The 25,407-nt window shown below is 56.8% G+C and carries 20 protein-coding genes; 1 reads left to right on the forward strand and 19 read right to left on the reverse strand.

Going from position 1 to position 25,407, the window contains the following annotated elements; genetic code table 11:
* Nucleotides 1–50: 50 nt before the first annotated feature.
* The 11 genes from IEX74_RS03060 to IEX74_RS03110 form a co-directional block, all read right to left on the reverse strand.
* Entirely contained in the window at nt 51–1,244 is a 1,194-nt protein-coding gene (locus IEX74_RS03060) for a glycoside hydrolase family 130 protein (RefSeq protein WP_229755094.1), read from the reverse strand.
* 127 nt (nt 1,245–1,371) lie between these two features.
* On the reverse strand, nt 1,372–2,448 hold the full coding sequence (locus IEX74_RS03065) for a LamG-like jellyroll fold domain-containing protein (protein WP_188810790.1): 1,077 nt from the start codon (nt 2,446–2,448) through the stop codon (nt 1,372–1,374).
* A gap of 47 nt (nt 2,449–2,495) precedes the next feature.
* The gene (locus IEX74_RS03070; protein WP_188810792.1) at nt 2,496–3,998 is read right to left on the reverse strand and encodes a RagB/SusD family nutrient uptake outer membrane protein; all 1,503 of its coding nucleotides are present in this window, start codon (nt 3,996–3,998) and stop codon (nt 2,496–2,498) included.
* Nucleotides 3,999–4,098: 100 nt separating this feature from the next.
* Nucleotides 4,099–7,539 (reverse strand): TonB-dependent receptor, encoded by a 3,441-nt coding sequence (locus tag IEX74_RS03075; protein ID WP_188810794.1) that lies wholly within the window; start codon nt 7,537–7,539, stop codon nt 4,099–4,101.
* 169 nt (nt 7,540–7,708) lie between these two features.
* The gene (locus tag IEX74_RS03080) at nt 7,709–8,821 is read right to left on the reverse strand and encodes a FecR family protein (protein WP_188810796.1); all 1,113 of its coding nucleotides are present in this window, start codon (nt 8,819–8,821) and stop codon (nt 7,709–7,711) included.
* A gap of 212 nt (nt 8,822–9,033) precedes the next feature.
* Nucleotides 9,034–9,627 (reverse strand): RNA polymerase sigma factor, encoded by a 594-nt coding sequence (locus IEX74_RS03085; RefSeq protein WP_188810798.1) that lies wholly within the window; start codon nt 9,625–9,627, stop codon nt 9,034–9,036.
* A 198-nt stretch (nt 9,628–9,825) separates the two neighbouring features.
* A complete protein-coding gene (gene uvrB, locus IEX74_RS03090) occupies nt 9,826–11,868 on the reverse strand; it encodes an excinuclease ABC subunit UvrB (RefSeq protein ID WP_188810800.1) in 2,043 nt (680 codons plus the stop codon).
* A 139-nt stretch (nt 11,869–12,007) separates the two neighbouring features.
* The gene (locus IEX74_RS03095) at nt 12,008–12,556 is read right to left on the reverse strand and encodes a hypothetical protein (protein WP_188810801.1); all 549 of its coding nucleotides are present in this window, start codon (nt 12,554–12,556) and stop codon (nt 12,008–12,010) included.
* Nucleotides 12,557–12,701: 145 nt separating this feature from the next.
* On the reverse strand, nt 12,702–13,361 hold the full coding sequence (locus tag IEX74_RS03100) for a hypothetical protein (protein ID WP_188810804.1): 660 nt from the start codon (nt 13,359–13,361) through the stop codon (nt 12,702–12,704).
* Between the two features lie 15 nt (nt 13,362–13,376).
* The gene (locus IEX74_RS03105; protein ID WP_188810806.1) at nt 13,377–15,008 is read right to left on the reverse strand and encodes a hypothetical protein; all 1,632 of its coding nucleotides are present in this window, start codon (nt 15,006–15,008) and stop codon (nt 13,377–13,379) included.
* Nucleotides 14,992–15,684, reverse strand: a complete 693-nt coding sequence (locus IEX74_RS03110) for an RNA polymerase sigma factor (protein ID WP_188810809.1) — start codon at nt 15,682–15,684, stop codon at nt 14,992–14,994. The genes IEX74_RS03105 and IEX74_RS03110 overlap by 17 nt, the downstream gene beginning before the upstream one ends.
* 422 nt (nt 15,685–16,106) lie before the next feature.
* Between IEX74_RS03110 and wrbA the strand changes: the two genes are divergently transcribed.
* Nucleotides 16,107–16,721, forward strand: coding sequence for an NAD(P)H:quinone oxidoreductase (gene wrbA, locus IEX74_RS03115; RefSeq protein ID WP_188810811.1), 615 nt, complete (start codon nt 16,107–16,109; stop codon nt 16,719–16,721).
* A 100-nt stretch (nt 16,722–16,821) separates the two neighbouring features.
* On the opposite strand, the gene IEX74_RS03120 is transcribed toward wrbA, so the two are convergent.
* The 8 genes from IEX74_RS03120 to IEX74_RS03155 all read right to left on the reverse strand — a co-directional run bounded on the left by IEX74_RS03120 (nt 16,822) and on the right by IEX74_RS03155 (nt 25,401).
* Nucleotides 16,822–17,565: a shikimate dehydrogenase family protein gene (locus tag IEX74_RS03120; protein ID WP_188810813.1), complete on the reverse strand. Its 744-nt coding sequence runs from the start codon at nt 17,563–17,565 to the stop codon at nt 16,822–16,824.
* A 101-nt stretch (nt 17,566–17,666) separates the two neighbouring features.
* A complete protein-coding gene (locus tag IEX74_RS03125; protein ID WP_188810815.1) occupies nt 17,667–18,338 on the reverse strand; it encodes a DedA family protein in 672 nt (223 codons plus the stop codon).
* 202 nt (nt 18,339–18,540) lie between these two features.
* On the reverse strand, nt 18,541–19,869 hold the full coding sequence (locus tag IEX74_RS03130) for a PQQ-dependent sugar dehydrogenase (RefSeq protein ID WP_188810817.1): 1,329 nt from the start codon (nt 19,867–19,869) through the stop codon (nt 18,541–18,543).
* Between the two features lie 175 nt (nt 19,870–20,044).
* The gene (locus IEX74_RS03135; RefSeq protein ID WP_188810819.1) at nt 20,045–20,791 is read right to left on the reverse strand and encodes a T9SS type A sorting domain-containing protein; all 747 of its coding nucleotides are present in this window, start codon (nt 20,789–20,791) and stop codon (nt 20,045–20,047) included.
* Nucleotides 20,792–20,997: 206 nt separating this feature from the next.
* Nucleotides 20,998–21,828: a phosphosulfolactate synthase gene (locus tag IEX74_RS03140; RefSeq protein WP_188810821.1), complete on the reverse strand. Its 831-nt coding sequence runs from the start codon at nt 21,826–21,828 to the stop codon at nt 20,998–21,000.
* A gap of 185 nt (nt 21,829–22,013) precedes the next feature.
* A complete protein-coding gene (locus IEX74_RS03145) occupies nt 22,014–23,411 on the reverse strand; it encodes a tetratricopeptide repeat protein (RefSeq protein WP_188810823.1) in 1,398 nt (465 codons plus the stop codon).
* Nucleotides 23,412–23,531: 120 nt separating this feature from the next.
* Nucleotides 23,532–24,521: an NAD-dependent epimerase/dehydratase family protein gene (locus tag IEX74_RS03150; RefSeq protein WP_188810825.1), complete on the reverse strand. Its 990-nt coding sequence runs from the start codon at nt 24,519–24,521 to the stop codon at nt 23,532–23,534.
* Nucleotides 24,522–24,633: 112 nt separating this feature from the next.
* On the reverse strand, nt 24,634–25,401 hold the full coding sequence (locus IEX74_RS03155; protein WP_188810827.1) for a tyrosine-protein phosphatase: 768 nt from the start codon (nt 25,399–25,401) through the stop codon (nt 24,634–24,636).
* Nucleotides 25,402–25,407: the final 6 nt, after the last annotated feature.

The following is a 25,407-nucleotide window of genomic DNA, read 5'->3' on the forward strand; positions in this document are numbered from 1 at the left end:
TGGTCGACATGACGTTCTTTCTATAACGTTCTTTTCCTAACTGTCACGCCTTATTTAACCGGGCGAGTAGCCACGGCAATCTTGGAATCGGCCGTGCCGTAGTAGAGAAACCACTTGGAATTGAAGCGGGCCAGCCCTTCCAGGAACACTACCTGATTTACCTGGCCGGTGGTTTCGTAAGGCTTTTCCGGACGCATGAAGTAAGTATCGGTGCGGTTCAGGAGCTTGGTGGGGTCGTTTTTATCGAAGAGGGCTTGGGCAGCCGTGTAGGTGCCTTCGGGCAACGATTTATCGCCGATGGCGGGCACGTTGCGGCTGTTGTAAATCAGCAGGATACCTAGGTCGGTGAGCATGGCCGGCGGACCAGATTCGACCAGGTCGCTGTCGAACTTGCCTTCGCGGGTGGGCAGAACGATTTTTAAATCCGGCATGGTCACCGCCTGAGCGCGCAAAGGCACGGGCGGCTTTTCGCCGGCTGCCATTTCGATTGGCGTCCAGTGAATGAGGTCGTCGGACGTAGCCAGCCAGATTTGCGCATCGCCCCAATACATCCAGTACTTGCCCTTGATCTTGGTGGCTACGATGCGGCCATCCGGCTCGTAGCGCGACACAATCGAGCCCGATTTGCTCCACTTATCCACGTACTTACCCCCGGCGGCATCCGTGAAGGCATTGCCGTACTTGGTCCAGTGCAGCAGGTCTTTCGACGACGCAACGTGCAGGCGGGCCAGGGTGCCGTCGTAGGCGGTGTAGGTCATGTAGTAGGTGTGATTATCATCTTCCACCACCCTAGGATCTTCGGTGCCGCCGGGCCACTCGTATTTCTTCTGCGCGTCGTTGTCGGGGTACAGCACCGGCTCCTTCATGCGGGTAAAATGAAACCCATCAGTGCTGGTAGCCAACCCAATACGTGACGCTTTCTGGATGGCGCCCACCTTGTTTTCGGCCCGGTACAGCATGTAAATCTTGCCGTCTTTCACCACCACGGCCGGGTTGAACACGTCCTTTTCTTCCCACATCACCGGCTGCTTCAAAATCGGGTCGATAAACCGCCCGGCCATGCTCGGACCTAGGATCGGGTTGATGCTGTCGACTTTGGTAAAATCTAGCATTTTCCAGTCGGCTGCAGCGGTGGGTTTGGCGGTGTTCTGCTGGGTTTGCTCTGCATTATTGCAGCTCAGCAACGTGGTGAGTGCCAGGGCAAGTACGCCTCCAATCAGGCGGCTTTGGGCGGAATTCGTCATATGATTTCTCAGGTGAAATGTAGTTTACCTCACCCCCGGCCCCTCTCCCCAGGAGAGGGGTGCGTTCAACGACAACTTGCGTCTGGCACCCCTCTCCTGGGGAGAGGGGCCGGGGGTGAGGTAAAGGTTACAGCGATTTTTCGATGGTGTAGATCGACGTCACTTCTGCATCGGTGAGGGCGCGGTTGTAAATGCGGATGTCATCGATCTGCCCTTTAAAAAAGGCCGGGCCGTAGTACTCAAAGTAGTCGGCGGCCTGCCCGGCGGTGGGCTTGCGGTTGTACACGTCTTTGGGCAGCTGCTGACCGATAGCTAGGTTTACCGGCTCCGGGATGGTTTTCATGGTGCCCTTGGTATCCGCCCAGGCTTTCGCCAGCGTGCCATTGACGTAGAATTTCAGCGTGCCATCCACGTAAGACACCACAATGTGCGTCCACACGTTCACGGGCACCACGCCCGACTCGGCGTCGCGGTCGAAGATGCCGGTGGTGGTAGAGGCCGTCAGGAATGGCTTGCCGGCGCCTTGCAGCTGAAATTTGTAGCCGTTCCAGCGGTTCAACGACACCAGGTAGTTGTCGCTGTTGCTATCGATGCGCTTGCACCACAGGCTGATACTCAAGGCCTGCGGATTCAGGGCGGCTTTGTAGGGTACTTCGATATAGGCGCCGTTGCTGAACTCGTAGGCCTGATTGGGGCGGTTGAAACGGTCAGGCACCAGCTGCGGCAGCGTGCCTCCGTCGCCGGGCGCTGTGCCGGGGCCAGTGGGGCCTGATTTCAGCGTGCCATTGTTGCCGTTCGCGGTGGCATCGTTGGCGTTGCCCTCAAACTTCCACTGCGCCACCAGGTTAGCCGCCGAAACCTCCTGAATGAGTCCGCTCTGGAACGCGGCTACGGCCCGGCGCAGGTTGGCGGTGGCGTTGTTCACCTCCAGCTGCGTGTAGTTACCGGCGTCTTTCGTGCTGGTGGCCAGATCCAACGCCGTTTTCAGCGCCGCCTTCGAGCCCACCGCGTAGTTGCCGGGCTTGTTGCCCTCCACGGCCGCGTTGTAGCCCACGGTTACCGAGTCGATGAGAGCCGTTAGCGCAGTTTTGTCGGCGTTAACCTGGGGCGTATTGTCGTCATCGTCGGAGCAGGAAGATAGCGCGGCCGCGAAGCCGAAGAGCAGCCAGGGCAGGATGAATAAATAAGCTAGGTGCCTTCTCATGTTCAGATCACAAAAGGGTGGGAATGAAAAGCATATCCAAAGCCGGGCTACTTACCTAGCTTTCTGTTGGTATCCCGCTCGCTCTGCGGAATGGGGTAAAACTGATTGCGGCTGTAGTTGAAGTTGGGCCGGTCGCTCAGCGCCTGGCGGGCGTAGGCTTCGCCGTAGCGCACCAGGTCGAAAAACCGGTGGAACTCCAGGGCCAGCTCCGAGCGCCGCTCCCGCCGGATCAGCTCGCGCAGCTGGCTTTGGTCCGTCACCGTGATGTCGGGCAGCAGCCCCGCGGGCACCGTGCCGGCGCCCGGCAGCGAGGTATCGTAGAGGTAGCTTTCGCGGGCTCGCTTACGCACCTGGTTGAGGGCGGCCAGCGTGGCGGTGCTGTTGCCGCTTTCGTTGAAGGCCTCGGCCTGCATCAGCAGCACGTCGGCGTAGCGAATGGCCTGGTAGTTCAGGCTACCGTCGCCTTTGATGGTGGTCGGAATTTCGGTGAGCGGCTGTAAGTGCTTCTTCGACACGTAACCCGTCGAAGTCCAGGCAGGATCAAACGGCTCCCCGAAAAATGACTGCCCGGCCCGCCCAACCGTGTAGTCCAGGCGCGGGTCCACGACGCCGGCCGGAGTGCGCTCGAAGTTGTCGACCAGGCTCTGAGTCGGGAGGAAAAAGCCGTAGCCGTTCTGCGGGCGCGGCGCAAACCACTGATTGAGGTTGTTGCCCTGGAAAGGACTCAGGCCGCTGGTGTGCTGCACCGAGAAAATGGCTTCCGTGTTATTCTTCGTGGCCGCCCGGAAATTATCAGCAAACACCGGCGTCAGCTTGTACCCTAGGGCGCCCACGGCTTGCGCGGTTTGCGCGGCCAAAGCCCATTTCTTCTCATAGAGGTAGGTTTTGGTCAGCAAAGCTAGAGCCGCACCTTTCGTCGCCCGACCTAGGTCGGAGCCGGTCCACGAAGTAGGCAGTGCATCGGCGGCGGCCTGGCAGTCGGCTTCAATCTGGGCGTAAATCTGGGCCTGCGGCAAGGCTGGGCTTTGCAGCTCCTCCGGCGTTTCCACCTTCACCCGCAGCGGAATCTCGCCGTAGAGCGAAGTCAGCTCCAGGTAGTAGTAGGCCCTTAGAAACTTAGCCTGGCCCACCGCCTGCTGGCGCACCGTGGCACTCACGCTGGTGTTCGACTCCGGCAGCCCGTCGATGACCACGTTGCACTTGAAGACGCCGTCGTAGTCGCGCTTCCACTGGGCTTCCACCGCCGCGTTGATGGGCGCAATGCTGAAGTTATCCACGTTCTCGAAGTCGGCCTGGTCACCGGGGTTGCTGCCCTTCACGACATCGTCGGAAGCCACATCGCCCAGCACCCAGATGGTGTTCGAGCCTCCGTCGCGAAACGACAGCGGCACGTAGGCGGCATTCACGGCCAGCAAGGCGTTGGTGTCGGAAGTGAAGAACTGCCCGGCCTCATATTGCCCGAGCACCGGCTGATCCAGAAACTTCTCGCACCCGGTCGTCGTCAAGGCCAGAGCGCCCAATAAGCTTGTATATAAAGTCTTGCGTTTCATACCTAGGTTGGTTTCTGGTTTCTGGTTGTTCGTTTTTGGTTTTTAGCCGGAGAGGTGAGACCTCTCAACCAAAAACCAAAAACGAACAACCAGAAACCAATTAGAAGCTAGCATTGATGCCGGCCGTGAAGGTGCGGGCCGAAGGATAGGTACCGAAGTCGATGCCCACGGCGCGCACGCCGTCGCCGAGGGAGTTGCTGTTGGTGCCCTGCTCGGGGTCGAGGCCGGAGTATTTGGTGAACGTCAGCAGGTTCTGAATACTGACAAAGAGCCGCACCGACGACACTTTGATGGGCGTCAGCAGCTTATCCCCGAAGGTGTAGCCGAGCTGTAGGTTCTTCAGGCGCAGGTAAGAGCCATCTTCCAGGAAGCGGTCGGAGGGCTGTTTGTTGTTGGAAGCGCCGGTCCACGTCAGGCGCGGATACTCGTTGGTGCTGCCTTCGCCGGTCCAGTAATGGGTGGCAGCGCGCTCCGTCAGGTTGAAGGCGCGGTAGAAGCCTTCGATATCAGAGTTTACCTGGTTGTAAAGCTTGTTGCCCTGCACACCCTGAAAAAACAAGCTCAAATCCAGGCTCTTAAAGCGCAGGTTGCCCGTCAGGCCGTAGGTTAACTTCGGGATGGGGCTACCCACAAAGGTGCGGTCCTTTTCATCGATAACGCCGTCGGGTACGCCATCGGGGCCGCTAAGATCCTTGAACTTCACGTCGCCCGGCTGAATACCTGGGCCTTGATACGCGTGGGTAAAAACCTCCTGCGCATTCTGGAAAATGCCTTCTTTTTGCAGCAGATAAAACGAGCCAATCGGGTGACCTATAGCGGTCAGCGTGGAGTTATAATTGTTATCGACGCGGCCACCGGGGCTAGGCGTAGCGTCACCCAGCGACACCACCTCATTGCGCAGGGTAGCTAGGTTGCCGGTCACGTTATAGCTCCAGTCTTTGCCGATGGTGTTGCGGTAGCTCAGCTCCACCTCCAAGCCCTGGTTGCGGATTTTGCCGGCATTCACGGCCGGGTTGCCGCCGTTGCCGGCGCTGCTGGGCTGGGGCAGATTCAGCAGCACATTCGAGGTGTTCTTGATGAAATAATCCACCGACAGCTGCAAGGCGCCTTCCAGCACACCTAGGTCGAGGCCGAAGTTGCTCTGCGTGCTGGTTTCCCATTTGATGTTCGGGTTGCCTTTGCTCACAATGCTCAAGCCCTGCGTAGATACGCCGCCGAACGGATAGTAAAAGTTGCCGCCCACCAGCGAGGCATAGGGGTAATTGCCGATGTTGGAGTTGCCCAGCTGGCCCACGCTCGCCCGCAGCTTCAGCAGCGACAAAGCCGACACGCCCTGCATAAACTCTTCCTGGGCTAGGTTCCAGCCCACCGAGCCCGAGTAGAAGCTCTCAGCCCGCCGACCCGGCAGGAACTGCGAGGAACCGTCGCGCCGAAAGTTGAAGCTGGCCAGATAGCGGCTGTTGTAGTCGTAACTCACGCGGGCAAAACCCGAGAACAGCGCCGAGTGGGCCGAATTCCCACCGTTCTGCTGCACGCCCGTGCCGCTGTCGAGGTACTGGAATGTAGACGACTGATCGACGTAGCCCCGGCGCGAAGCCGATATAGCCTCCACATTGTTCTTAATGGCTTCGGTACCAAGCAGAAAGCTAAAGGTGCTGTTGCCGATGGGCAGGTCGTAAACGGCCGTATTCGTCCAGTTGTAGTTGAATTCCTTGGTGCTCGACTGCGCCAGCTGGGCAGGCGAATTGAAGGAGCGGTCGATGCCAAACGTCTTGAAAAACTGCTTGTAATCGGTGATGAGGAAGGTCGCGCCGAAATCGGAGCGGATGCGCAGGCGCTCGATGGGCGTGACTTCCACGTAGGCATTTCCCAGCAGCGAGTAGCGGTTGAAGTTGCGGTCGGCGGCGTCAGCCAGGGCCACGGGATTGATGCCGTCGCCCAGAAAACCAGTAGCTAGGTTGCCGTCCGGAGTCCGGGGCAGATCCACGAACTGGCCTTGCGCGTTGTAAACCGGCGTGCCCGGCGTGCGAAACAGCGCGTAGCGCACAATGCTAGCCCCAGGGTTGCCGTCGCCAAAACCGTCGCCGGAGGTGCCTACCTGCCGGGTTTTGTTGTACGAGAGGTTAGCGTTGGTGCCCACCTTCACGTACTTCGACAACGTCGTGTTCACGGCCGTACGCAGGTTGTAGCGGTCGAAAGACGAGTTCTTAATCAGGCCATCCTGCGTGAGGTAACTTCCTGACACAATGTATTGTGAGTTCTCACTACCGCCGCTCACGTCCATCTGCACGTTGTACTGCCGGGCGGGCTTGAGCACTTCCTTCAGCCAGTTCACGTTGGGCAAGGTCGCGGCTACATTCGCCGGAATCTGGTCCCTACCATCGTTCTGCGCCGCCACGTTGTAGGCCGCCACGTACTGGCTGGTGTTGGCCATCTTGATCAGGTTAGAAGCCGTTTGCACCCCACCGTAGGCACTGACGCTCAACCTAGGTTTGCCCGATTTGCCGCGCTTTGTGGTGATGATGACTACACCATTTGAAGCCCGCGCGCCGTAAATGGCCGCTGAAGAAGCGTCCTTCAGAATGTTGATGCTCTCAATATCATTAGGCGAAATCTGGTTGATGCCGGTCTTGGTCGGCACGCCGTCGATGATGTAGAGCGGGTCGTTATCGTTGATGGTGCCGATGCCACGGATGCGCACGGCAATGTTTTCGCCCGGCGCGCCGGTTTGCTGCGTGATGGTCACGCCGGCCGCTTTGCCCTGCAAAATCTGGCTCGGGCTGGTCACCGGCAGGTTGGCAATATCGCGCTGATTTATCTGCGACACGGCACCGGTTAGGTCAGCTTTGCGCTGGGTGGTGTAGCCGATGACTACCACATCATCCAGGGATTTCACATCTGTTTGCAACACCACCGTGACCTGAGTGCGGCCTTGCAGCGGCACCTCCTGCGTGATAAAGCCGATGGCCGAAATTGTCAGGGTAGCGTTGGCCTCGGGCAAGGCCAGGGTGAAGTTGCCGGTGACGTCGGTGGAGGTGCCGTTGCTGGTTCCATTCACCAGCACCGTCACGCCGGGCAGCCCTTCGCCATTGGCCTGCGTCACGCGGCCCGTCACGGTCACGGCTACCGGCAGCGGCGAGTTGTGCGCCTCCAAGGTGCTGGGCGGTGCCACCGCGCCCATCGTCTCGGCCCGGCTGATAACCACTTGGTTTTGCAGCACTTCGAAAGCTAGGTTGAGCGGCGTGAGCAGCTGGTTCAGCACTTCATCCAGGCGCTGCTCGCGGGCTTGCAGCGTCACTTTCTGCTGCGTATTGATGAGGCGGGAGCTGTACACAAACTTCACGTCGGCCTGCTGGCTGATCTGGCGCAACGCCGTTTTCAACTCCTGATTATTGATTTGCAGATTGATACGCCGGTTCATGGCATCCTGCGCGGAGCGAGGCGTCGCGCCCACCTCGCCACACACACCAACCACCAGTAACAGAGCGGAAAGCCACAGCAGCTTCGTGAGCCGCTTTTGGTCGAGTAGGTTTTGGAACATACGGTATGGAGGTTTTGGAGGGAAGACAACTAGTAGCGCGGCCTATGTAGTCCGCGCCCGTGCGAAATCAGGCGCGGACGACAAAGTCCGCGCTACTCTACCAGCTAGGTTTTCAGCCGGATAAGCAGCAGCAAACGTTTGCGGAAGGCATCATAACAGCAGCGAAAAATCATTTACAACCAGCGCCCGTCACTACGATTTGCGCGTCGAGCACTTCGTAGTTGGCTTGCACCGCTTTGCAGATCAGACCTAGCTTTTCGAATAGCGGCTCATCAGTGAAGGACGCCGTGAGCGGACAGTTGCCGAGCACGGCTTCATCGTACACGATATGCACGCCGTAGGCTTGTTCCAGCTGCGTAAACACTTCGCTCAGAGGCGTTTCGATGTATTCAAAAACAGCACGATTGGCGACAGCTTGCAGGCTAGGCTGTGGCAGTAGCGTCCGCAGCAGCTTCTGATCGGCAAGCCGGTAAGTGGCCTGCTGGTTGGGCACGAGCACGAAGCCTTCCAGCTTGCGGGTGCGGCTTTGGGCCAGCGCCCCTTCGCTGTTCTGCGGGTACACCGACACGCGGCCGGTTTTCACCGTCACTACCACGCGCGGCGCGGCTGACCTAGCCTGCACTTCAAAGCTGGTACCGAGCACTTTCGTGACAAGGTGGGCCGTATTCACGAAGAAAGGCCGGCTCGGATTTTTGGCCACTTCGAAGAACGCCGCGCCATCGAGGTAAACGGTACGGCTAAGCCCCTCAAAGCGCGTCGGGAATGCCAGGCGGCTGCGCGGGCGCAGCAGTACGGTGCTGCCATCGGGCAGCGCGACCAGGTGCGTATCGTTGGTATTATTGGCTACTTCTCTCAGCGAGTCAGCTGTTTGTGCCTTCACCTGAGCTAGGTAAGAAATAGCAGGCTTGATCTGACGCGCTTGCCACAGCTGCCAGCCACCCACCAACAAGCCGAGCAGCAGCACCGCGGCCGCCCATTGCCAGGTAGCTCGTCGCAGCGTGCGCACAACCGGCGCTTGAGCTGTCTGTTCCTGGGCCTCAATCTCGTCGAAGATACGCTGCTTCAAGGCCATCTTTTCGCCTGCTGCCAGTCGCACTTGCGGCAGCTGGTGCAGGGCTAGCACGAGGTGGCGCGCCGCTTCCACTTCGTCCCGCCGGAATGCGTAGGTGCTCAGCCAATTCTGCCAAAACGTTTCCGTTTCCGCATCGGGCAGCAGCACCCAACGGACGAAAAAGTCATCCTGCGCAAAGTCTTCGGCGACGAAGTGAAGGTAGTCGGGCATCGGAAAGCACCGCGCCGCCGCAGAGTTGCGGCTAGTAGGCGTTGGTAGTAAAGAAGAGATAGCCCCTGTTTTTTTCTACCACGTTTGGCCTAACTTTTTTTCTAAGCCCCTGTCATTCCGAGCATTCTGCGCATCAAGCAGAGACGAGGAACCTGAGCCAATCACCTAGGTCGCTGATTCAGATTCCTCGCGCTGCTCGGAATGACAGAAACCTAACCCCAAATACGCCACAGCCAAAACACCAGCCCAAGCACCACCGACTTGCGCAGCTTTTTCAGGGCGCGGTGCAATAAGTTAGAAACGGTTTGCTCGCTAAGGTGAAGCAAATCAGCAATTTCCCGAATCTTGAAGTTGCTGAAATACTTCAGGTTGATAATCTCCTTCTCCCGGCTTGAAAGCTGCTCAAGGGAAGAATTCAGCTTAGCGGCAACGTGGTGCTCATCCTCAACCTTTACCAGCTGCTGCTCAATGGAGGGCTCGTACGCCTCCATCTTTTCTAGGCGCAACCTAGGTGCTGCCGCTGTTTTGAGCAGCTCCCGTTTCAGGCTGCGGTACAGGTAAAACTTCACCGTGACTACCTCCCCTAGGTTTGCGCGCCACATCCATAGGTGCACGAATACCGTCTGGATGGCATCTTTCACCATTTCCGGGTCACTCACCAGCTGGTGTCCGTAGGCGAAAAGCTGTTGCGCGTAGCGGTCGAACAACACTCCCAACGCCTCGCGCTGCCCCGCCCGAAAGGCTTGCCACAAGGCAAGATCTTCGCCGTATCGTTGCTCATGGTGCGCGGGAGGCGGAGTATACATAGACAACGGTAAGTCAACTACTTACATTAACCAGATTCGGGACTAAAGCTAGCAGAATGACTCGGATTGTCCAGTTTATTCTGTAGAAAGATCAACGGCTTACCAGCATCACAAAAAGGGGTACCATGCTCCCAGGATAAGTTGACACTCAATCCCGGAGCACGATACCCCATTTTAGTATACCAATAAAACCAGCTGCTAATCCCGCTTCGACTTCAGCATCTGGCGAAGCTGAGCTAGCTCGTCGCGGTACTTGGCGGCTTGCAGGAAGTCGAGGTCTTTGGCGGCGCCTTCCATCAGCTTCTCGGTCTTCTTGATGACCTTTTCCAGCTCGGCCCGGTTCATCGTGGAGATGATGGGCTCGGCGGCTAGGGTCATCGTATCGCCTGATGCTTCGGGGCTGACGTACGCCTGCGGATCGATCTTGCGCATGTCGGCCACCGAAGTTTGCCCCATAATCGCCTCGCGCGACTTCTTCACGGTGCGCGGCGTGATGCCGTGGGCTTCGTTGTAGGCCATCTGCACGGCACGGCGGCGGTTCGTCTCGTCGATGGCGCGCTGCATGGAGCCGGTCATGCGGTCGGCGTACATAATCACTTTGCCGTGGTCATTCCGGGCGGCGCGGCCCATCGTCTGAATCAGGCTGCGCTGGTCGCGCAGGAAGCCTTCCTTGTCGGCGTCCAGAATAGCCACTAAGCTAACTTCCGGCAAGTCAAGACCTTCGCGTAGCAGGTTTACCCCAATCAGCACGTCGATTTCACCGAGGCGCAAGCGCCGCAGAATCTCCACCCGGTCGAGGGATTTCACCTCACTGTGCACGTATTCGACCTTGATACCCAAGCGGTCCATGTACTTGCTCAGTTCTTCGGCCATGCGCTTGGTAAGCGTGGTCACCAGTACCCGGTCGCCCATCTTTACCCGCTCATCCACTTCGTCGAGCAGGTCGTCAATCTGGTTCACGCTGGGCCGAATGTCGATTTCCGGGTCAAGCAGGCCAGTCGGACGGATAATCTGCTCCACCACGACCCCCGCAGCCTGGGTCAGCTCGTAGTCAGATGGCGTGGCCGACACGTACACGGCCTGCCGGAACATGCTCTCGAACTCGTTGAACGTCAGCGGTCGGTTGTCCATGGCCGAAGGCAAGCGGAAACCGTATTCCACCAGCGCCGTTTTGCGGCTGCGGTCGCCGCCCCACATGGCCCGGATCTGCGGGATGGTGGCGTGGCTTTCGTCAATCACCATCAGGTAGTCGTCGGGGAAGTAGTCGAGCAGACAGAACGGCCGGGCGCCGGGCTGGCGACGGTCGAAGTAGCGCGAGTAGTTCTCGATGCCCGAGCAGTAACCTAGCTCCCGAATCATCTCCAGGTCAAACTCGGTGCGCTCCATGATGCGCTTGGCCTCCGAGTCGCGCCCCTCCTTTTCGAAATAGGCATGCTGGGCCACCATGTCATTCTGAATCTCATAGATGGCTTGCTGCAAAGTATCTTTCCCCGTTACGAAGAGGTTGGCGGGGTAAAGCGTCACACCGTTTTGCTCGTCGGCGAGCTTCTTGCCGCTGGCCGGGTCAATCTTCTGGATGCTCTCGATTTCGTCGCCGAAGAAGTAGATGCGGTAGGCAAAGTCGGCGTAGGCGGGGAAGATGTCTACCGTGTCGCCCTTCACCCGGAACGTGCCGCGCGTGAATTCTACTTCCGTCCGCGAGTACAAAATCTGCACGAACTGGTAGAGCAGGTTGTTGCGCGAATACTTCAGGCCCGGCGCCAGGTAAATAACGTTCTTGCCAAACTCCGCGGGGTTGCCGATACCGTAAATACATGAGACCGAAGCCACTACAATCACGTCGCGCCGCCCGCTCATCAGCGACGAAGTCGTGTGCAGCCGCAACTTCTCAATCTCTTCATTGATAGCTAGGTCCTTCTCGATGAAAACGTCGGTGCTGGCAATGTAGGCCTCGGGCTGGTAGTAGTCGTAGTAGCTGATGTAGTACTCGACGGCATTATTGGGGAAAAATGCCTTGAATTCGCCGTAGAGCTGGGCCGCGAGGGTTTTGTTGTGGCACAGCACCAGGGCCGGCTTGCCCGACTGGGCAATGACGTTGGCCATGGTGAAGGTTTTACCCGTGCCCGTCGCGCCGAGCAGCACCTGCGCCGGCTCGCCATTGTTGATGCCTTGCAGCAGCTGCGCAATGGCTTGGGGCTGGTCGCCAGTGGGTTTGAACTCCGAGGTTAGTTGATATTCCATGCAGGGATAAAGTTAGCTGAGCTAGCTTTTAGTTGGCAAAATAGCCAGCCTATGATAACCCCGTTCAGCTAACAGTGGTTTCCGCAGAAATAAAAAAGCCCGGTTGAAACCGAGCTTCTTCTGGTATTTAGCGTTTGGTCTACCTATGCAGTTGAATGTCCACGTAATAATTCAGCTCTACCCAACGCACAATGCTTTGCTGCTGGAGTTCGGCCAACCATTTCTTTTCCTCCCCTACCGGCACTTTCAACAGGTATGAGGTATATAGCTGAGGCTGTTCTTGTAAGCGCAACTGCTGCATGGTAGCTAGCCAATCCTGCTGATTAGCCAAGGACATGTTCATCAAGCGCAAATTGGTAAACAGGGTGTTATTTTGATTATTCGGTAAGACCTTGGCACTCCACCCGTCGCCGTTGATGTAAGGTTTGGTGTTCAGGATGCGCTCAACATACTTCAGGCTATCGAGGGGCAGCGTAGAAACATAATGCGGCACCGAAACGGAGAGAATAGACAGATTATAGCTGTTAAGCAGTTGACAAGTTTGCGCTACTGTAGCGGTTTCCCGCGTGCCTATCGCCAGCTCGCCCGGCACAAACTTAGCCTCCTCTTTCGGCTCTACAGTATTTTTCTGGCAGCTTACCAGCGTAAACAGGAGCAGTACTAACACCAAGAAATAGTTGTGACGCATGAGAGCTTGAGTTAGAAGGTAAATAGGTGATAGTGCGTTTAACAACGTCCGTCTTCCTTCACGGCCAGTGTTCTTCTGACTTATTTTAATAATGAGGGTTACTGCTGAGTAAGCCTCTACTGCGGATTCACGGCAAAAAAGCCTGCTATTTCGGCCCAGCACTTACCACCCCATCAAAGAAGTAGATCGTGCTACCATCACTATCAGCGATATACGCTTCCGGGTAGCTCTTGCCTTTTGGCAAAATATGCCAGGCTCGCACCGTCTTGTTGGGCATACCAACGCCCCGATAGTTGTAGTAACCTAGCTCCGCCGTCAGGCACTTATTGAGGAAGTCTTCTACTTTCAGATAGGAACCCTGCTGGCTGTACTTTCTGAATTCATCGAAATACAACGACCGGACGGCCGCCAACGACAGCGTAGGCGTCGCACTGATGTCAGTGGTCAGCTTCTCACCGCCTGTAAAGTTTAAGCGGCCGTTTTTGAAGGCGTAGATGATCGTGCCGGTGAAGAAAGGCAGGGTGTTTTGGTACTGCGTAACCGACACATTCACGTGATGATTAGTCACGCCGTTCAGAACAATATCGTCTTCCAGAAAGCGCGTGATTCGCAGGTTGGTAAGCGAAATGTTGTTTTGCTGAAATAAGCTGGTCGCCTTCGTGTAGTTGGCTGCGCTTATTTCATGCTCCGTCGGTGCAACGGCTACCTGCTCAATGCAGCCGCTGCCGCCTACTTCATCCGACGTGCTTTTTGAACATGCCGAAAAACCTAGGATAACACTTAGCAGATAATAACGAAGTTTCATAAGCGTCATCTAAAACTACCGGCTTACCGCTTGTTTGCCGCCGCCGAACTCCACGCTCGTAGCCAGCCCCACCGAGTACGGCCGCGACCGTTTGAGGAAGCGCTGCGCCGGATCGGCATTCAGCGTTGTCAGACCTAGCTCTGCCTCCGGTCCAACCAGCACGCTCCATTGGCCGTCGGGGGCGCGGTAGCGGGCGCCGGCTCCGCCGCGCAACGAGGCCAGCACCTTCCGGTACGGCGAATCGGAGGAGCTTACCGAGTAGGTGCGCGTAGCTTCCGAAGCACCTGCCACCTCCACGCGGCTGCCCAGCAGCACGTTCACGGCTGCGCCCAGGCTGGCGTAGAGCGAAAGGCCATTTTTGGGCGAGCCGTACCGCACACTTACCGGCACGCCCGCCGAGGTATAACGGTAGCGCGTGGCAGTCGTGCCGCCTTGAAAACTATTAGCATTGGATGTAAGGCTTTGACTATAAGCAGCATTGCTACCCGTAAACGCGTTAGCGGAGCGCGAGTAGGCGGCCGTAACAACGTTGAACTGCGAGACAGCCGCTAGTTGCGCCACCTCCACGCCGGTAGCTAGCTCCCAGCGCTTACCCAGCGGCCGTGCAATACCTAGCTTTCCGCGCAGGCCGGGCCGCGACTCCAGGTGCTGCCGGTACTCGGTAGCGGCCTGCTCGTAGAGCGCTGCCTGGCTGGCGTTCTTCACGTTCTGAAAATCCATCGGCCCCGCCGAATAGGCTAATCCATTAGAGATGTTGCCACTGCGGCTGAAGTTGATGTTGGGGTTGTACGCCGCCGCCGCTACGCTGGCGCTCAGGCGCCACAGCCGACCAGCGGAGCGAGGCTTCGGTTCCGGCTCTACGTCTTGCAGCGCCAGCATTGGCGGACCGGCTGGCAGGGTGGCTTTGTGCAACGTATCTAGTGGCAACTGCTGGGGGGCGCTGCTTCCGCTCGCGGCACCGAGCAGGCTTGCCATTCTGCTCAGCAGCAGCTCGGGCAGCAAGCTGTGGGATTGGGCTGGCTCGTCGGCGCGGAAGCCACTGGTGTAGCCACCCAGCGCAGCGTGGCGGGCAAATGCAGGAGCTTGCGCCCGTGAACCTAGGTCCACCGAGCCGCTGTAGAAACGGTTAGCTCCTGAGCTGAACGCCAGCGCAGCTGACTCATCGGCCAAGTTCGCAGGAGCGTCAAACCTAGGTTCGTCGGCGTCGGCAGCCACCGGCGAAGTAGCGCCAGCCGATATTGCTAATGCCTGGTTTGCCGGAGCAGCAGTAGCTGATACCGCATCGGGACGCACTTGCGCAGCCAGCGCGGCATCAGCCGTGGCAGCAGTTGCGGAGTTTCCCTGTCCGGTCTCACTGCTCGCAGCCTGCTGAGCCACGGAAGGCGTTGCAGCTTCGTGCCGGAAGCCAGGTTTCAACATCCACAGACCGGCCGCCATCAGCAGCAACAGACAAGCCGCGGCCAGCCAGCGGTGCTGCCCGAGGCGGCGCCGGTACGTTTCGTTCTGCTGCACCAGCAGCTCATGATCTATCTGCTCCCACACGTTGCGTCGGGGCATCACCTCAGCGTCGGCAAACTTCTGGCGGAACAGGTGTTCCAAGTCGCCTTTTGGCTGATCAGCAGACGGTTGGTTAGCGGAAGGTTCCATTAGTACGATGCGCGTCGAGGCGCTCTAATTTTGTTTTTAAAATAGCCCGGGCCCGGGCAAACTGCGACTTGCTGGTGCCTTCGGAAATGCCGAGCAGCTCGCCGATTTCCTTGTGGCCGTAGCCTTCGATGGCAAACAGGTTGAACACCATGCGGTAGCGCGGCGCCAGATCCTGCACCATCGCCAGCAACTCCTCAAACGCGTAATTGGAGAGCGTAAACTCCTCATCCTGCAAATCGACCGGGTACTCACCCTCGCTCATGGCTACCAGGGGCGTGTTGCGGCGGTGCTGCCGCAGGGCCGCATTCACCATGATGCGCCGGATCCAGAATTCCAGCGGGCACTCGCGCCGGAAGCTGCTCAGCTTCGAGAAAACCGTCACGAAGCCTTCCTGTAGCACATCTTCGGCCTCGAACGTAGTCTGGGCATAGCGCAGGCACACGGCCATCATTCGCCCGGCAAAGCGCTCGTATAGCTGCTTCTGCATGGCCCGGCTTCCGGCGAGGCAGCCCTCTATTAGTTCGGCCTCGCTGAGTGGGGATGAGGGAGTAAGCTGGCGCACGGTAGCAGACGAAGAAACGATGGATCCGGTAGCCGCAGCAGTCGGCTCGCTGTCGCGCGACAACAGCCGGCGCAGCCCGCCGATAGTGTTCAGGGCGGGTAGTGGCGCGCTCATCGCAACGACCGGTGCTGCGGACCGGCTCCGTGGTTTAAGTCAGGAATGAACTGCTGGCCGGCTGGTTTTCTCCTCCGATAGTTTTGCTGCATACGCTGATCGGCTAGATAGATCAAAGTCACAAGTAAATGGCTAGGTCATTGGGCTTTGGCAGGAAGAGCCCGGCACGGCCGGGAAAGGTTGCACTGGCCACGCAGATTTTTTCCGAAGGCTTCAGTTGATGCTTACTCAACTACTTCTTCTTTCTCACTCCAACAGCAAAGCTAGCTTCAGGCTACCACCTAGGCTTGCTCAGGCACAAAGATTTATAAAATATGTTTGTACATTAAATGTATATACATACATTTGCATCGTCATCACGGCTCAGCCATTCGTACACGGCGAGAAAGTTTCTATTTCACTTTCACCTCCAAGCTCATCCTATGAAAACATTAGTGCTGTTTTACTCCACGTATGGCCACATCTACAAAATGGCGGAAGCCGTGGCAGAGGGAGCCCGACAAGTACCTAATAATGAAGTAGTAATCAAGCGCGTGCCGGAAACTCTCCCGCAAGAGGTGCTGGACAAAACCGGGGCTACCGGCGCGCAGCAGGCTTTCGCGCATATCCCAGTAGTTTCGCCCGCCGAGCTGACGGAGTACGATGCCATTATCTTCGGCACTCCAACGCGCTACGGCAACTTGTGCGGCCAGATGCAGGCCTTTATGGACAGCACCGGCGGCTTGTGGGCGACGGGTGCGCTGGTCGGAAAAGTAGGCAGTGTATTTGTAAGTACCGCCACTCAGCACGGAGGACAGGAAACGACCATTCGCTCCTTCCACACCGAGCTATTCCATCACGGCTTTGTAGTAGTGGGCCTGCCCTACGCATGGCAGGGCCAGATGGGCCACGAGGAAGTAACGGGCGGCACGCCTTACGGCGCCAGCACCGTAGCTGGTGGTCAGGGCGAGCGGCAACCTAGCCCCAACGAGCTGGAAGGCGCGTTCTTCCAGGGCCGTCATACCGCCGAAATTGCCAGCAAGCTAGCTGCTAAATAGAGAGTTAATAGAATTTTACCTGCGCGCCTTTTGCAACCTTCGACAGCCACCCCGCAACGGGTGGCTGTTGTCGTTTAAAGGAGTAACGGAGCAAAAGCCGTTACTCTTTATTCCAAATCCTCCAGGCGGCTTCGGCTTGTAGGCAGAGCATTTCAAAGCCATTGAGGGTGTGGGCACCGGCTTCTAGGCCCTTGCGCAGGAACTCGGTTTCGCTGGGATTGTACACCAAGTCATAGAGGTAGTGCTGCGACGAGAGAACGGCGTACGGCAGCGCCGGGCTTTCCTCTACCCGCGGGTAGGTGCCGAGCGGCGTGGCGTTGATGATCAGGGAGTGCCCTCCTACCAGGGCCGGCGTCAGGTCGTCGTAGGTGAGGCCGCTGCCCATTGGGTTGCGCGACACTACCCAGTAGCGAATACCTAGGTCCCGCAATGCTACTTCCACGGCTTTGGAAGCGCCGCCGGTACCCAAAATTAAAGCCGCCGCGTTTTCGCTGCGGTGCGGATAAAATCGCTCCAGCGACTCCTTGAAGCCAACATAGTCGGTATTGTGCCCAATGTAGCGGCCGTCCTCGGTTACTTCAATCACATTCACGGCGCCCACGCGAGCCGCTGAGGGCGCCACTTCACTCAGGTACGGCCATACCTGCTCCTTGTACGGAATAGTTACGTTCAAGCCCGCTAGGTTCGGGCGACTCGCCAGCAGCGCCGGTAGCTCCGCAATGGCGGGCAGCTCAAACAGCTCGTAGGAGCAGTCGGTCAGATCCAGGTTCTGAAACTTTTGGGTGAAATACGTCTGCGAAAACGAATGACCTAAGGATTTTCCAATAAGACCGAATTCTCTCATATGCTGGGGCTAGCGCCGCTAATTCTAGCTTAAAGCAACAAAAAAAACCGCCCCGGTCAATTACGCGGGGCGGTTTTGATGAAATTAGTATCGGGCACCGACTAGGCTTCCGAAGGGCTGCTGCTCAGCTTTTGCTTCAAATACTGAAACAATGGAGGCAATACTGAGAAAAGAATAATACCATAGATAACATAGGTAAAATTATGCTGTACCCATGGAAAATTACCCAGAAAAAAACCCGCTAAGGTCAGCGATATAACCCATAGCAAGGCGCCGAGGACACTATAGCTGATGAAATAGCTATACTTCATGGTGCCTACTCCTGCTACAAAAGGTGCAAACGTGCGCACGATAGGGATAAAGCGAGCCATGATGATTGTCTTGCCTCCATGCTTGGCATAAAAGGCCTGCGTCTGCTCCAAATACTTGCGCTTCAGAAACTTAAAATCTTCTCGAAATACACGCGGCCCCAGATAGTCGCCGACAAAGTAGTTGAGATTGTCGCCAATAAAAGCAGCAAGAAACAGCAGTGGAATCAGGTAAAAAATGTTTAGCAACGTGCCTTCACCGGAAGGTGCAGGCTGGGCCGCTAACGTACCCGCCACGAACAGCAGTGAATCGCCGGGCAGGAATGGCAACACCACTACACCCGTTTCGGTGAAGATGATCAGGAACAGAATCAAATAAATTAGGTTGCCATACTCACCAACGAGCAACTTTAGGTGCACGTCAAGGTGCAGAATGATGTCGAGAAAATGCTTGATTAGCTCCATTGAATGAAATAAGTGAGGAAAACGAGTAGATCGTAGCCGGCAAATATCCCACAAAGAAAACAGGCTGCCGGGAAAGGGCAGCCTGTTGCATCACATTAGTTTGGTTTGCTAAGGAGTTGATATGCTGACGAGTTGCTAAAGCGAAATAGATTCGTATTGACTTTTGCCAATTTCTGTGTTAGCAAATCAACTCATCAACGAATCAAATAGCACTCACGCGCCACACGCGGTTGCCGGCGTCGTCGGCCACGAGCAGCGAGCCGTCGGGCAGAGCTAGCACGCCCACCGGGCGGCCGTAGGCTTCTTTCGAGTCGCCGCCAGCCAGGAAGCCGGTCATGAAATCTTCCGGCTTGCCGGGCTTCCCGTTCTCAAAGGGCACAAACACCACTTTGTAGCCCGAAAAAGTAGAGCGGTTCCAGGAACCATGCTGCCCCACGAAAGCGCCGTTGTGGTACTTGGCCGGGAAGGCATCTTTGGTGTAAAAAGCTAGCCCCAACGAAGCGGTGTGCGCCCCCAGGGGCACGTCGGGCACAATGGCTTTTTTCACCAGATCGGGCCGTTCGCCCTTGCGGCGCGGGTCTTCGTTCTGGCCATAATATGAGTAAGGCCAGCCGTAAAAGCCGCCTTCCTTCACGCTGGTCAGGTAGTCGGGCACCAGCTCGTCACCTAGCTCGTCACGCTCGTTCACGGCGGCCCACAACGTTTGGGTACCCGGCTGCCAATCTATCCCGACGGGGTTGCGCAAGCCGCTGGCGTAGACCTTCTCACCCGTGCCATCGGGGTTGATTTGCAGGATATCAGCGCGGCGGGCTTCGTTCACCGGGCCATGCTCCATCACGTTGCTACCTGAGCCCACCGTCACGTAGATCTTGGCATTATCGGGGCTTGCCAGCAGGTTGCGCGTCCAGTGATTATTATAGCCGCCGCGGGGCAGATCCAGAATCTGCTTGCCGTGGCCCGTGATTTTCGTTTGGCCCGGCTGATAGGGAAAGCGCATGACGCCATCCGTATTGGCTACATAAAAATTATTGCCGATTGCCAGCATTCCGAGCGGCTGATCTAGGTGCGCCAGGAAGGTTTCGCGCACATCAGGCTTGCCGTCTTTGTTCGTGTCGCGGAACAGCGTGATGCGGTCGGCGCTGGTGGCCCTCGAAGCCTTCGACGGGTCCAGCTTCAGCGTCACAATGGTTTCCTTAACGGCCGTAGTCGGTACCGTATTGGCTTCGGCCACCAGCACGTCGCCGTTCGGCAGCACGTACATCCAGCGCGGGCTGTCCAGGTCGCGGGCGTACTCTTCTACTTTAAAACCGGCAGGCACAACCGGCGTTTTGCCAGCCGGCCAATCCACAATTTTGACGCGGTTCGTTACCGACTTTGTTTCGTAGGGCACCGGCAGATGCACGGCCTGCGCATCGGGGGTTTCAATGGTTTTGGCGGGGTTGGTAGCCGCCGCTTCTTCTTTTTCCTTTTTGGAAGGACCGCTACAAGCAGCCAGAAGTAGGAAAGCGCAATAAGAGAAAGTCCGTTTCATAGTCAGGAAAAGCAGCAAATTGATGAGCTGCTTTGCTGCTGTACGGACTTGATTATGGTTAAGTTAGGCCGTTGCCAGATTACGCAACTGCTTGAGCACACACAAACAGACGTCCTGCCGCTCAGAGAGATATCCGAGCAACAGGACGTCAGAATTAGATACGCTTACCTAGGTTTTAGAGCTTCACAATGCGCTTCATTACCTGCGTTTCGTTCTGCTGAAGCATGTACACGCCCGCGGGCAGATCCCGCACCGAAACTTCGCCTTCGGTGAGCTTCTTCACGGCCTTACCCGTTGCGTTGTAGAGCGTGTACGTACCGGACTTAGCAGCCTCGATATGTAGTACATCCTGCACCGGATTGGGGTAAGCTGCCAGCGCAACTTTTGCCTCAATGTTTTTGCTAACCGGCAGCACGGTGGTCGAGTTGACGGACAACGTATACGAGCTGCACGTAGAGGTTGCTGTTACGCCGCTTACTACCAATACCACGGTTTGGCCAGGTGTCAGATTGATTCCCATTGGCGTCGAAGTTGCTCCTACCGGGCTGCTGCCCATATCACCCTTGTAGTTGGTAGCCAGGTTGGTAGGCACGAAGCTGGTTGTGTAAGCCGAGCCAAAGATGAGGGCGTTAGTCGTGCTTTCCGAGCAGGCCGATGTGAGCGTAACCGTAACGCACGACGTAGTAGTCGTGCTGGCGTTTCTGATCGTGTATGTGTCGTAGTGGACACCCGTAGAGCCCGCCGATGTGCCTGGATAGGCCTTGTTTGTGCCACAAGCAGAAGGCACAGCGTCGCGAAACAGCCGGTCACCCGGAATAGCGGGGTCGGTGAGCATCAGTGCGCCGGTGAACGTCTGCGTAAACTGCGCATACGCTGGCAGGCCAAGCAGTGAAATTCCTAGGGAGAGTAGCAAGTGCTTCATACTAATAGAGTTAGGTGATGGTCTGAACAGAATAAACGTACGAAATAGTCTTTATAAAGTATATCTGTTTTTAAAATTTAGCAGGATTTATTGTAAATATTCCATTGATCATTGTTTTTTCCTATTGTCTGCCTAGCTCAAGCACAAACAAAAAGAGCTACTGCTGGCGCAGTAGCTCTTTTTGTTTTATTCTGATGAAGATCCTCTTACCCGCGGGGCATCGAAGTACCGGGTTTGCCGGTAGGCTTGGCAGGCTTGAACATCTCATCCACGTTGTCCATGTCCAGGAAGTGCGTGAACGTGTCGCCGCGCAGGCCCAGACGGATAGTTTCCAGGCTTACCACTTCATTGGGCGCAATGTTACCTAGGTTTACGTTGGCCCCTAGCAGCTTAATAAACCACACTTGCTGCGCTTTTTGCGGGGCTTCCCACAGGATTTTCTCCACCGGCACCTTGGTCAGAATTTCTTCCACGAGGCCCGAGCGCACCTCACCGGTGCTCCGGAACAAGCCAACGTTGCCGGCCTCACGGGCCTCCCCGATTACCTTGATGGCCCCGGCTTCCAGCTCAGTCTGCATCTGCGAAATCCACTTGTAGGGTGGGATGATCTTTTCCGCATCTTTCGAGCCTACCTCCGACAACACCTTCACCTCCTTCGACAAGGTCCGGATGTACTCCAGTTTCTGGTCGTGGTTCAGGTCCAGCGAGCCATCCGATACTTCCGCGTACTCCATTCCAAATTCGGAAAGCAGCCGCCGATAGTCGTCGAACTGGTTCCGGATGATGAACGCCTCGAACAACGTGCCGCCGAAGTACACGGGTACGCCAGCTGCCTTGTACACTTCCAGCTTGCGCTTCAGATTAGGCGTTACGTAGGAGGTAGCCCAACCTAGCTTTACGATATCAGCGTAGGGTGCGCCTACTTCCAGAAAATCTTCGGTTTCACGGATGCTTAAGCCCTTGTCCATCACCATCGTATAGCCCTGTTCGCGGGGCTTGCTGGTACGTTCGGGCAGGTCGTTGAGGTGATAATTCATACGTGGGGTGTTAGGTACTGAGAGGCTTGGTTCTTGAATTGATCGAATGCCAGACCCAAAAGTACGCCCGAATTTTATAACCGCTCGAAAAGTAGCTTGGGGTCGTGGGAACCTAGGTGCCGCTCTGCACGCAAGCAGAACGAACCAGCTTCCCACGACCCCAAGTAGCGAAGGCCCTGAAATTCTTACTTGCGATATTGCTCGATAAGCCGCGTTAGCGCACGTTGCGACTCTAGCTCCGGGAAGTACTCGAATAGTAGCCGGTGCTTGCTGAAGTCCAGCGTCAGAGCGTTTTCCAGGTAGTAGTACGCCTCCCGGTAACGGCCCGCTGCCAGCAGATACGCGCACAAGCGGTAGTATAGCTCAGCCTCATTCGGCTGCACTTCTACCGCGTTACGCATCAAATCAATAGCGCCATCGTAGTTGCCCTGCTCGTAGAGAATAATGCTCCAGTTGAGCCAGACATCCTTGTTATCGGGGGCTACCTGGGCGGCGCGCTCGTAGCATTCCAGCGAGCTTACCACGTTGCCCACTTGGTACTCGGCGGCGGCCAGGGCCAGCCAGTATTCCAGGCTTTCTTCGTACAGCGTAACGGCTTTGCGGAAGAAGTGAATGGCTTCAAACCAACGCTCCTGCGCATTCAGGATAACGCCAATTCCGAACCAAGCCTCGTCCAGCGTAGCATCTATGTCGATGGCTCGCTGGTAGTTACGGCGCGACTGATTCCAGTCACCTAGCTTTTCGTAGCACTCCCCGATGTTGCAGAATGCTTCGGCCGTTGGGTGCTTCTCGTCGTAGCTGAGGTGAAATTCCTTGATGGCTTCCTCGTACTTTTCCTGGCTCACGTAGGTGCTCGCCAGAAAAGCATGCGCATCGTAGAACTTGGCGTCGATCAGAATAGCGTACTCAAAGGCCGCAACGGCATCGTCGTACTTTTCCAGCCGATAATACGCCTGACCTAGGTTGTACCAGGCCGGCGCCGAATACGGATCGTCGTCGGTGAAGCGCTTGAAGAAATCGATGTTCTGCTCCAGCCGTCCCGAAACTTCCAGGCAGTAGAGCAGCTCATTCACGGCCACTTCGTTTTCGGCGTTCAGGCGCAGGCTCATTTTATAATATTTGGCAGCGCTCTTATACTTCTGCCAACTTTGGTAAGCCAGACCTAGGTTGAAGTAAATATCGTCACGGTCGGGCGAGTGGGCGGCCGCATCCAGAAAGAATGCCACTGCTTTCTCGAATTCCCCGCGCTGCGTGGCAATAATGCCCCGCGTAACGGCCACATCCGGGTTCGTGGGGTCGAGGTGGGCCACGTCCTCAATCTGCTGAGCAGCGGCCGTATACTCTCCTTTCATCGCCAGCACCTGCGAGCGGTCGATGAGTAGCTCGGTGCTGAACGGGTACTGCGCAATAGCGGCTTCACAAGCTTGTAAGGCCTTTTCGTACTGCGTATTAGTGGTATAGTGGTCGATGATGTTTTCAAAATCGGCCAGATCAAAAAACACGGTTTCGTTGCTGGCAACCATGCGTTCAAAACGGCGCACGCTATTCAGCACCTCGTCCCGATCCTCAAAATTGTCGTTCATTCTCATTCGGCTACAATCAGCGCAAGGCCGCCAAAACGGCAGGCATCACGGGTGTTATCAAGCGTACTTCTAATATTATAGAAGTACGGCCTAAGATACAACAACCGAACCGGAGCATCACTAGTTCGGTTGCAGGCCCGCGCAGCACCATTCAATTGTTTCGGCCAGTGGCCGGAAAGCTAGGTTGGTCGCGGCTTGTACTTTTTGGGTGTCGTAAATGGTAGCCCGGCGGCCGGCACGGGCCGTGTCTTTGGTGATGAGCGGCCGGACATTTGTCAGCACAGACCGTACGTGCTCGAAGCGCCAGATCAACTCCGCCGCCCACTCGGGCACGGCCACTGTGGGCGGCTTCTTATGAAAGCAGGCCGCCGCCTGACCTAGGAACTCTTGCAGAGGTAAAGCGCCAGCGTTCAGAATGTAGCGCTGGCCACTAATGTTAGTTTGCAGCGTCAGGCGCAGCATGGCTTCCACGACGTCGCGCACGTCCACCAGGTTCAGGGTGTTGGGCGTGTAAAAAGCGTGTTCCTGGTACGCGTAGTGAAAAAGTCGGGTGCTGCTCCGCTCCCAATCGGCAGGTCCCAGAATCACCGACGGATTCACGATGACGGCCGCTAACCCTTCCGAAACGCCCCGCCACACTTCCAGCTCGGCCAGGTATTTCGACGTAGCATAGGCCGGATGCTCGGCACCTAGGTCCCACTTGGCATCCTCATTCAGGGTTATTGGTCCGGGCACCGCGGTTTCCGGCTCTCCGCTTGGTCGGCCCAGGGCCGCCACCGACGAAACATGGCAGAGCCGCAGGCCCGGCCGCTCCAGACAAGCATCGACCACGGCCATGGTGCCTTCCACGTTGGTTTGCTGTAGTGCCTGCTCATCCTGAGGCGCATACGAGACCAGGCCGGCGCAATGAAAAACGTGCGTAACGCCTACCAGCGCCTGGCGCAGCAGCACCGTATCGCGCAGGTCACCTTCTATCCACTCCAGGTTTTCACTCGCTGGAATAGCCGGAACCCGTTGGCGGTACAGGCCCCGCACTTTGTGGCCCTGTGCGAGCAGCGCCGACAACAAGAAGCTTCCAAGTAGTCCGCTGCCGCCTGTAACAAAAATCATCGTTCGTACTTGATTGTATTCGTGCGTGGTTGCTGGTGCGCAGTACTTAGGCGCTCAACATAGGTAAGCAGGAATCAGCAATTCTTAGCTAGGTGCTAACAGGCAGCCGCTACTACAACGAACTATTAAGCAGAGGCAGCGCCAACGCTTTGCGCAGATACTCAGCTGATAACACTTTTTCGCGCAGCGTGGCCGTATGCTTAAGATTGTGTGCGTCAGTGCCCAGCAAATCCACCAGGCCAGCATCAATCAGCTTCTCCGCCACGCGCTTGGCGCCTCGCGAATAATAGCCGGCCAACGAGTTCAGGTTGACTTGCAGCAAGATGTCGTTGGCGCGCATCTTCTCCAGCGCCGGGAAGTTGTCGTAGAGAAACGTGTAGCGCTCCGGGTGCGCCAGCACCGGCTGGTAGCCCGCCGACTTCAGCTGAAAGATGATTTCCTGGAAGTTGAAGGGCTCATTAATGTAGGAAGTCTCAATTAGTACGTAGCGCTTGGCGCCGCCGAACGAGAGCAATTCCTCCCCATTTTCCAGCTTTTGCACAAACCATTCGTCCAAGTAGTACTCCGCCGCGCAAGCCAGCTCTATATCCGTGATACCGGCGATAGCTACAGCTTCGCGCAGGCCCACCAGCGCCGCCTGAATAGCAGCCGGCGTGTTTTTATAAAAATCGCCCATTACGTGGGGCGTCATCACCAGCTTACGATACCCTAGCTCTTGCATAGCCCGCACCAGCTCCACCGATTGCTCCAAGGCTTCGGCGCCATCATCCAAGCCAGGCAGCAGGTGCGAATGCATATCTACCTCCAAGGCAGCCAGATCCGGCACGGGCGCTACAGATGCGAGCGACCGGCCAAAAATCCTTTGCAGGAATGACCCCATAAATCA

It is taken from the genome of Hymenobacter cavernae, from assembly GCF_014641455.1.
Classification (GTDB): domain Bacteria; phylum Bacteroidota; class Bacteroidia; order Cytophagales; family Hymenobacteraceae; genus Hymenobacter; species Hymenobacter cavernae.

Coding starts and splice junctions, on each gene's coding strand:
- IEX74_RS03145 (WP_188810823.1), bottom strand. CDS start 23,411: ATGAACGACAATTTTGAGGATCGGGACGAGGTGCTGAATAGCGTGCGC.
- IEX74_RS03075 (WP_188810794.1), bottom strand. CDS start 7,539: ATGTTCCAAAACCTACTCGACCAAAAGCGGCTCACGAAGCTGCTGTGG.
- IEX74_RS03130 (WP_188810817.1), bottom strand. CDS start 19,869: ATGAAACGGACTTTCTCTTATTGCGCTTTCCTACTTCTGGCTGCTTGT.
- wrbA (WP_188810811.1), top strand. CDS start 16,107: ATGAAAACATTAGTGCTGTTTTACTCCACGTATGGCCACATCTACAAA.
- IEX74_RS03150 (WP_188810825.1), bottom strand. CDS start 24,521: ATGATTTTTGTTACAGGCGGCAGCGGACTACTTGGAAGCTTCTTGTTG.
- IEX74_RS03140 (WP_188810821.1), bottom strand. CDS start 21,828: ATGAATTATCACCTCAACGACCTGCCCGAACGTACCAGCAAGCCCCGC.
- IEX74_RS03105 (WP_188810806.1), bottom strand. CDS start 15,008: ATGGAACCTTCCGCTAACCAACCGTCTGCTGATCAGCCAAAAGGCGAC.
- IEX74_RS03125 (WP_188810815.1), bottom strand. CDS start 18,338: ATGGAGCTAATCAAGCATTTTCTCGACATCATTCTGCACCTTGACGTG.
- IEX74_RS03065 (WP_188810790.1), bottom strand. CDS start 2,448: ATGAGAAGGCACCTAGCTTATTTATTCATCCTGCCCTGGCTGCTCTTC.
- IEX74_RS03135 (WP_188810819.1), bottom strand. CDS start 20,791: ATGAAGCACTTGCTACTCTCCCTAGGAATTTCACTGCTTGGCCTGCCA.
- IEX74_RS03060 (WP_229755094.1), bottom strand. CDS start 1,244: ATGACGAATTCCGCCCAAAGCCGCCTGATTGGAGGCGTACTTGCCCTG.
- IEX74_RS03100 (WP_188810804.1), bottom strand. CDS start 13,361: ATGAAACTTCGTTATTATCTGCTAAGTGTTATCCTAGGTTTTTCGGCA.
- IEX74_RS03070 (WP_188810792.1), bottom strand. CDS start 3,998: ATGAAACGCAAGACTTTATATACAAGCTTATTGGGCGCTCTGGCCTTG.
- uvrB (WP_188810800.1), bottom strand. CDS start 11,868: ATGGAATATCAACTAACCTCGGAGTTCAAACCCACTGGCGACCAGCCC.
- IEX74_RS03110 (WP_188810809.1), bottom strand. CDS start 15,684: ATGAGCGCGCCACTACCCGCCCTGAACACTATCGGCGGGCTGCGCCGG.
- IEX74_RS03085 (WP_188810798.1), bottom strand. CDS start 9,627: ATGTATACTCCGCCTCCCGCGCACCATGAGCAACGATACGGCGAAGAT.
- IEX74_RS03095 (WP_188810801.1), bottom strand. CDS start 12,556: ATGCGTCACAACTATTTCTTGGTGTTAGTACTGCTCCTGTTTACGCTG.
- IEX74_RS03120 (WP_188810813.1), bottom strand. CDS start 17,565: ATGAGAGAATTCGGTCTTATTGGAAAATCCTTAGGTCATTCGTTTTCG.
- IEX74_RS03155 (WP_188810827.1), bottom strand. CDS start 25,401: ATGGGGTCATTCCTGCAAAGGATTTTTGGCCGGTCGCTCGCATCTGTA.
- IEX74_RS03080 (WP_188810796.1), bottom strand. CDS start 8,821: ATGCCCGACTACCTTCACTTCGTCGCCGAAGACTTTGCGCAGGATGAC.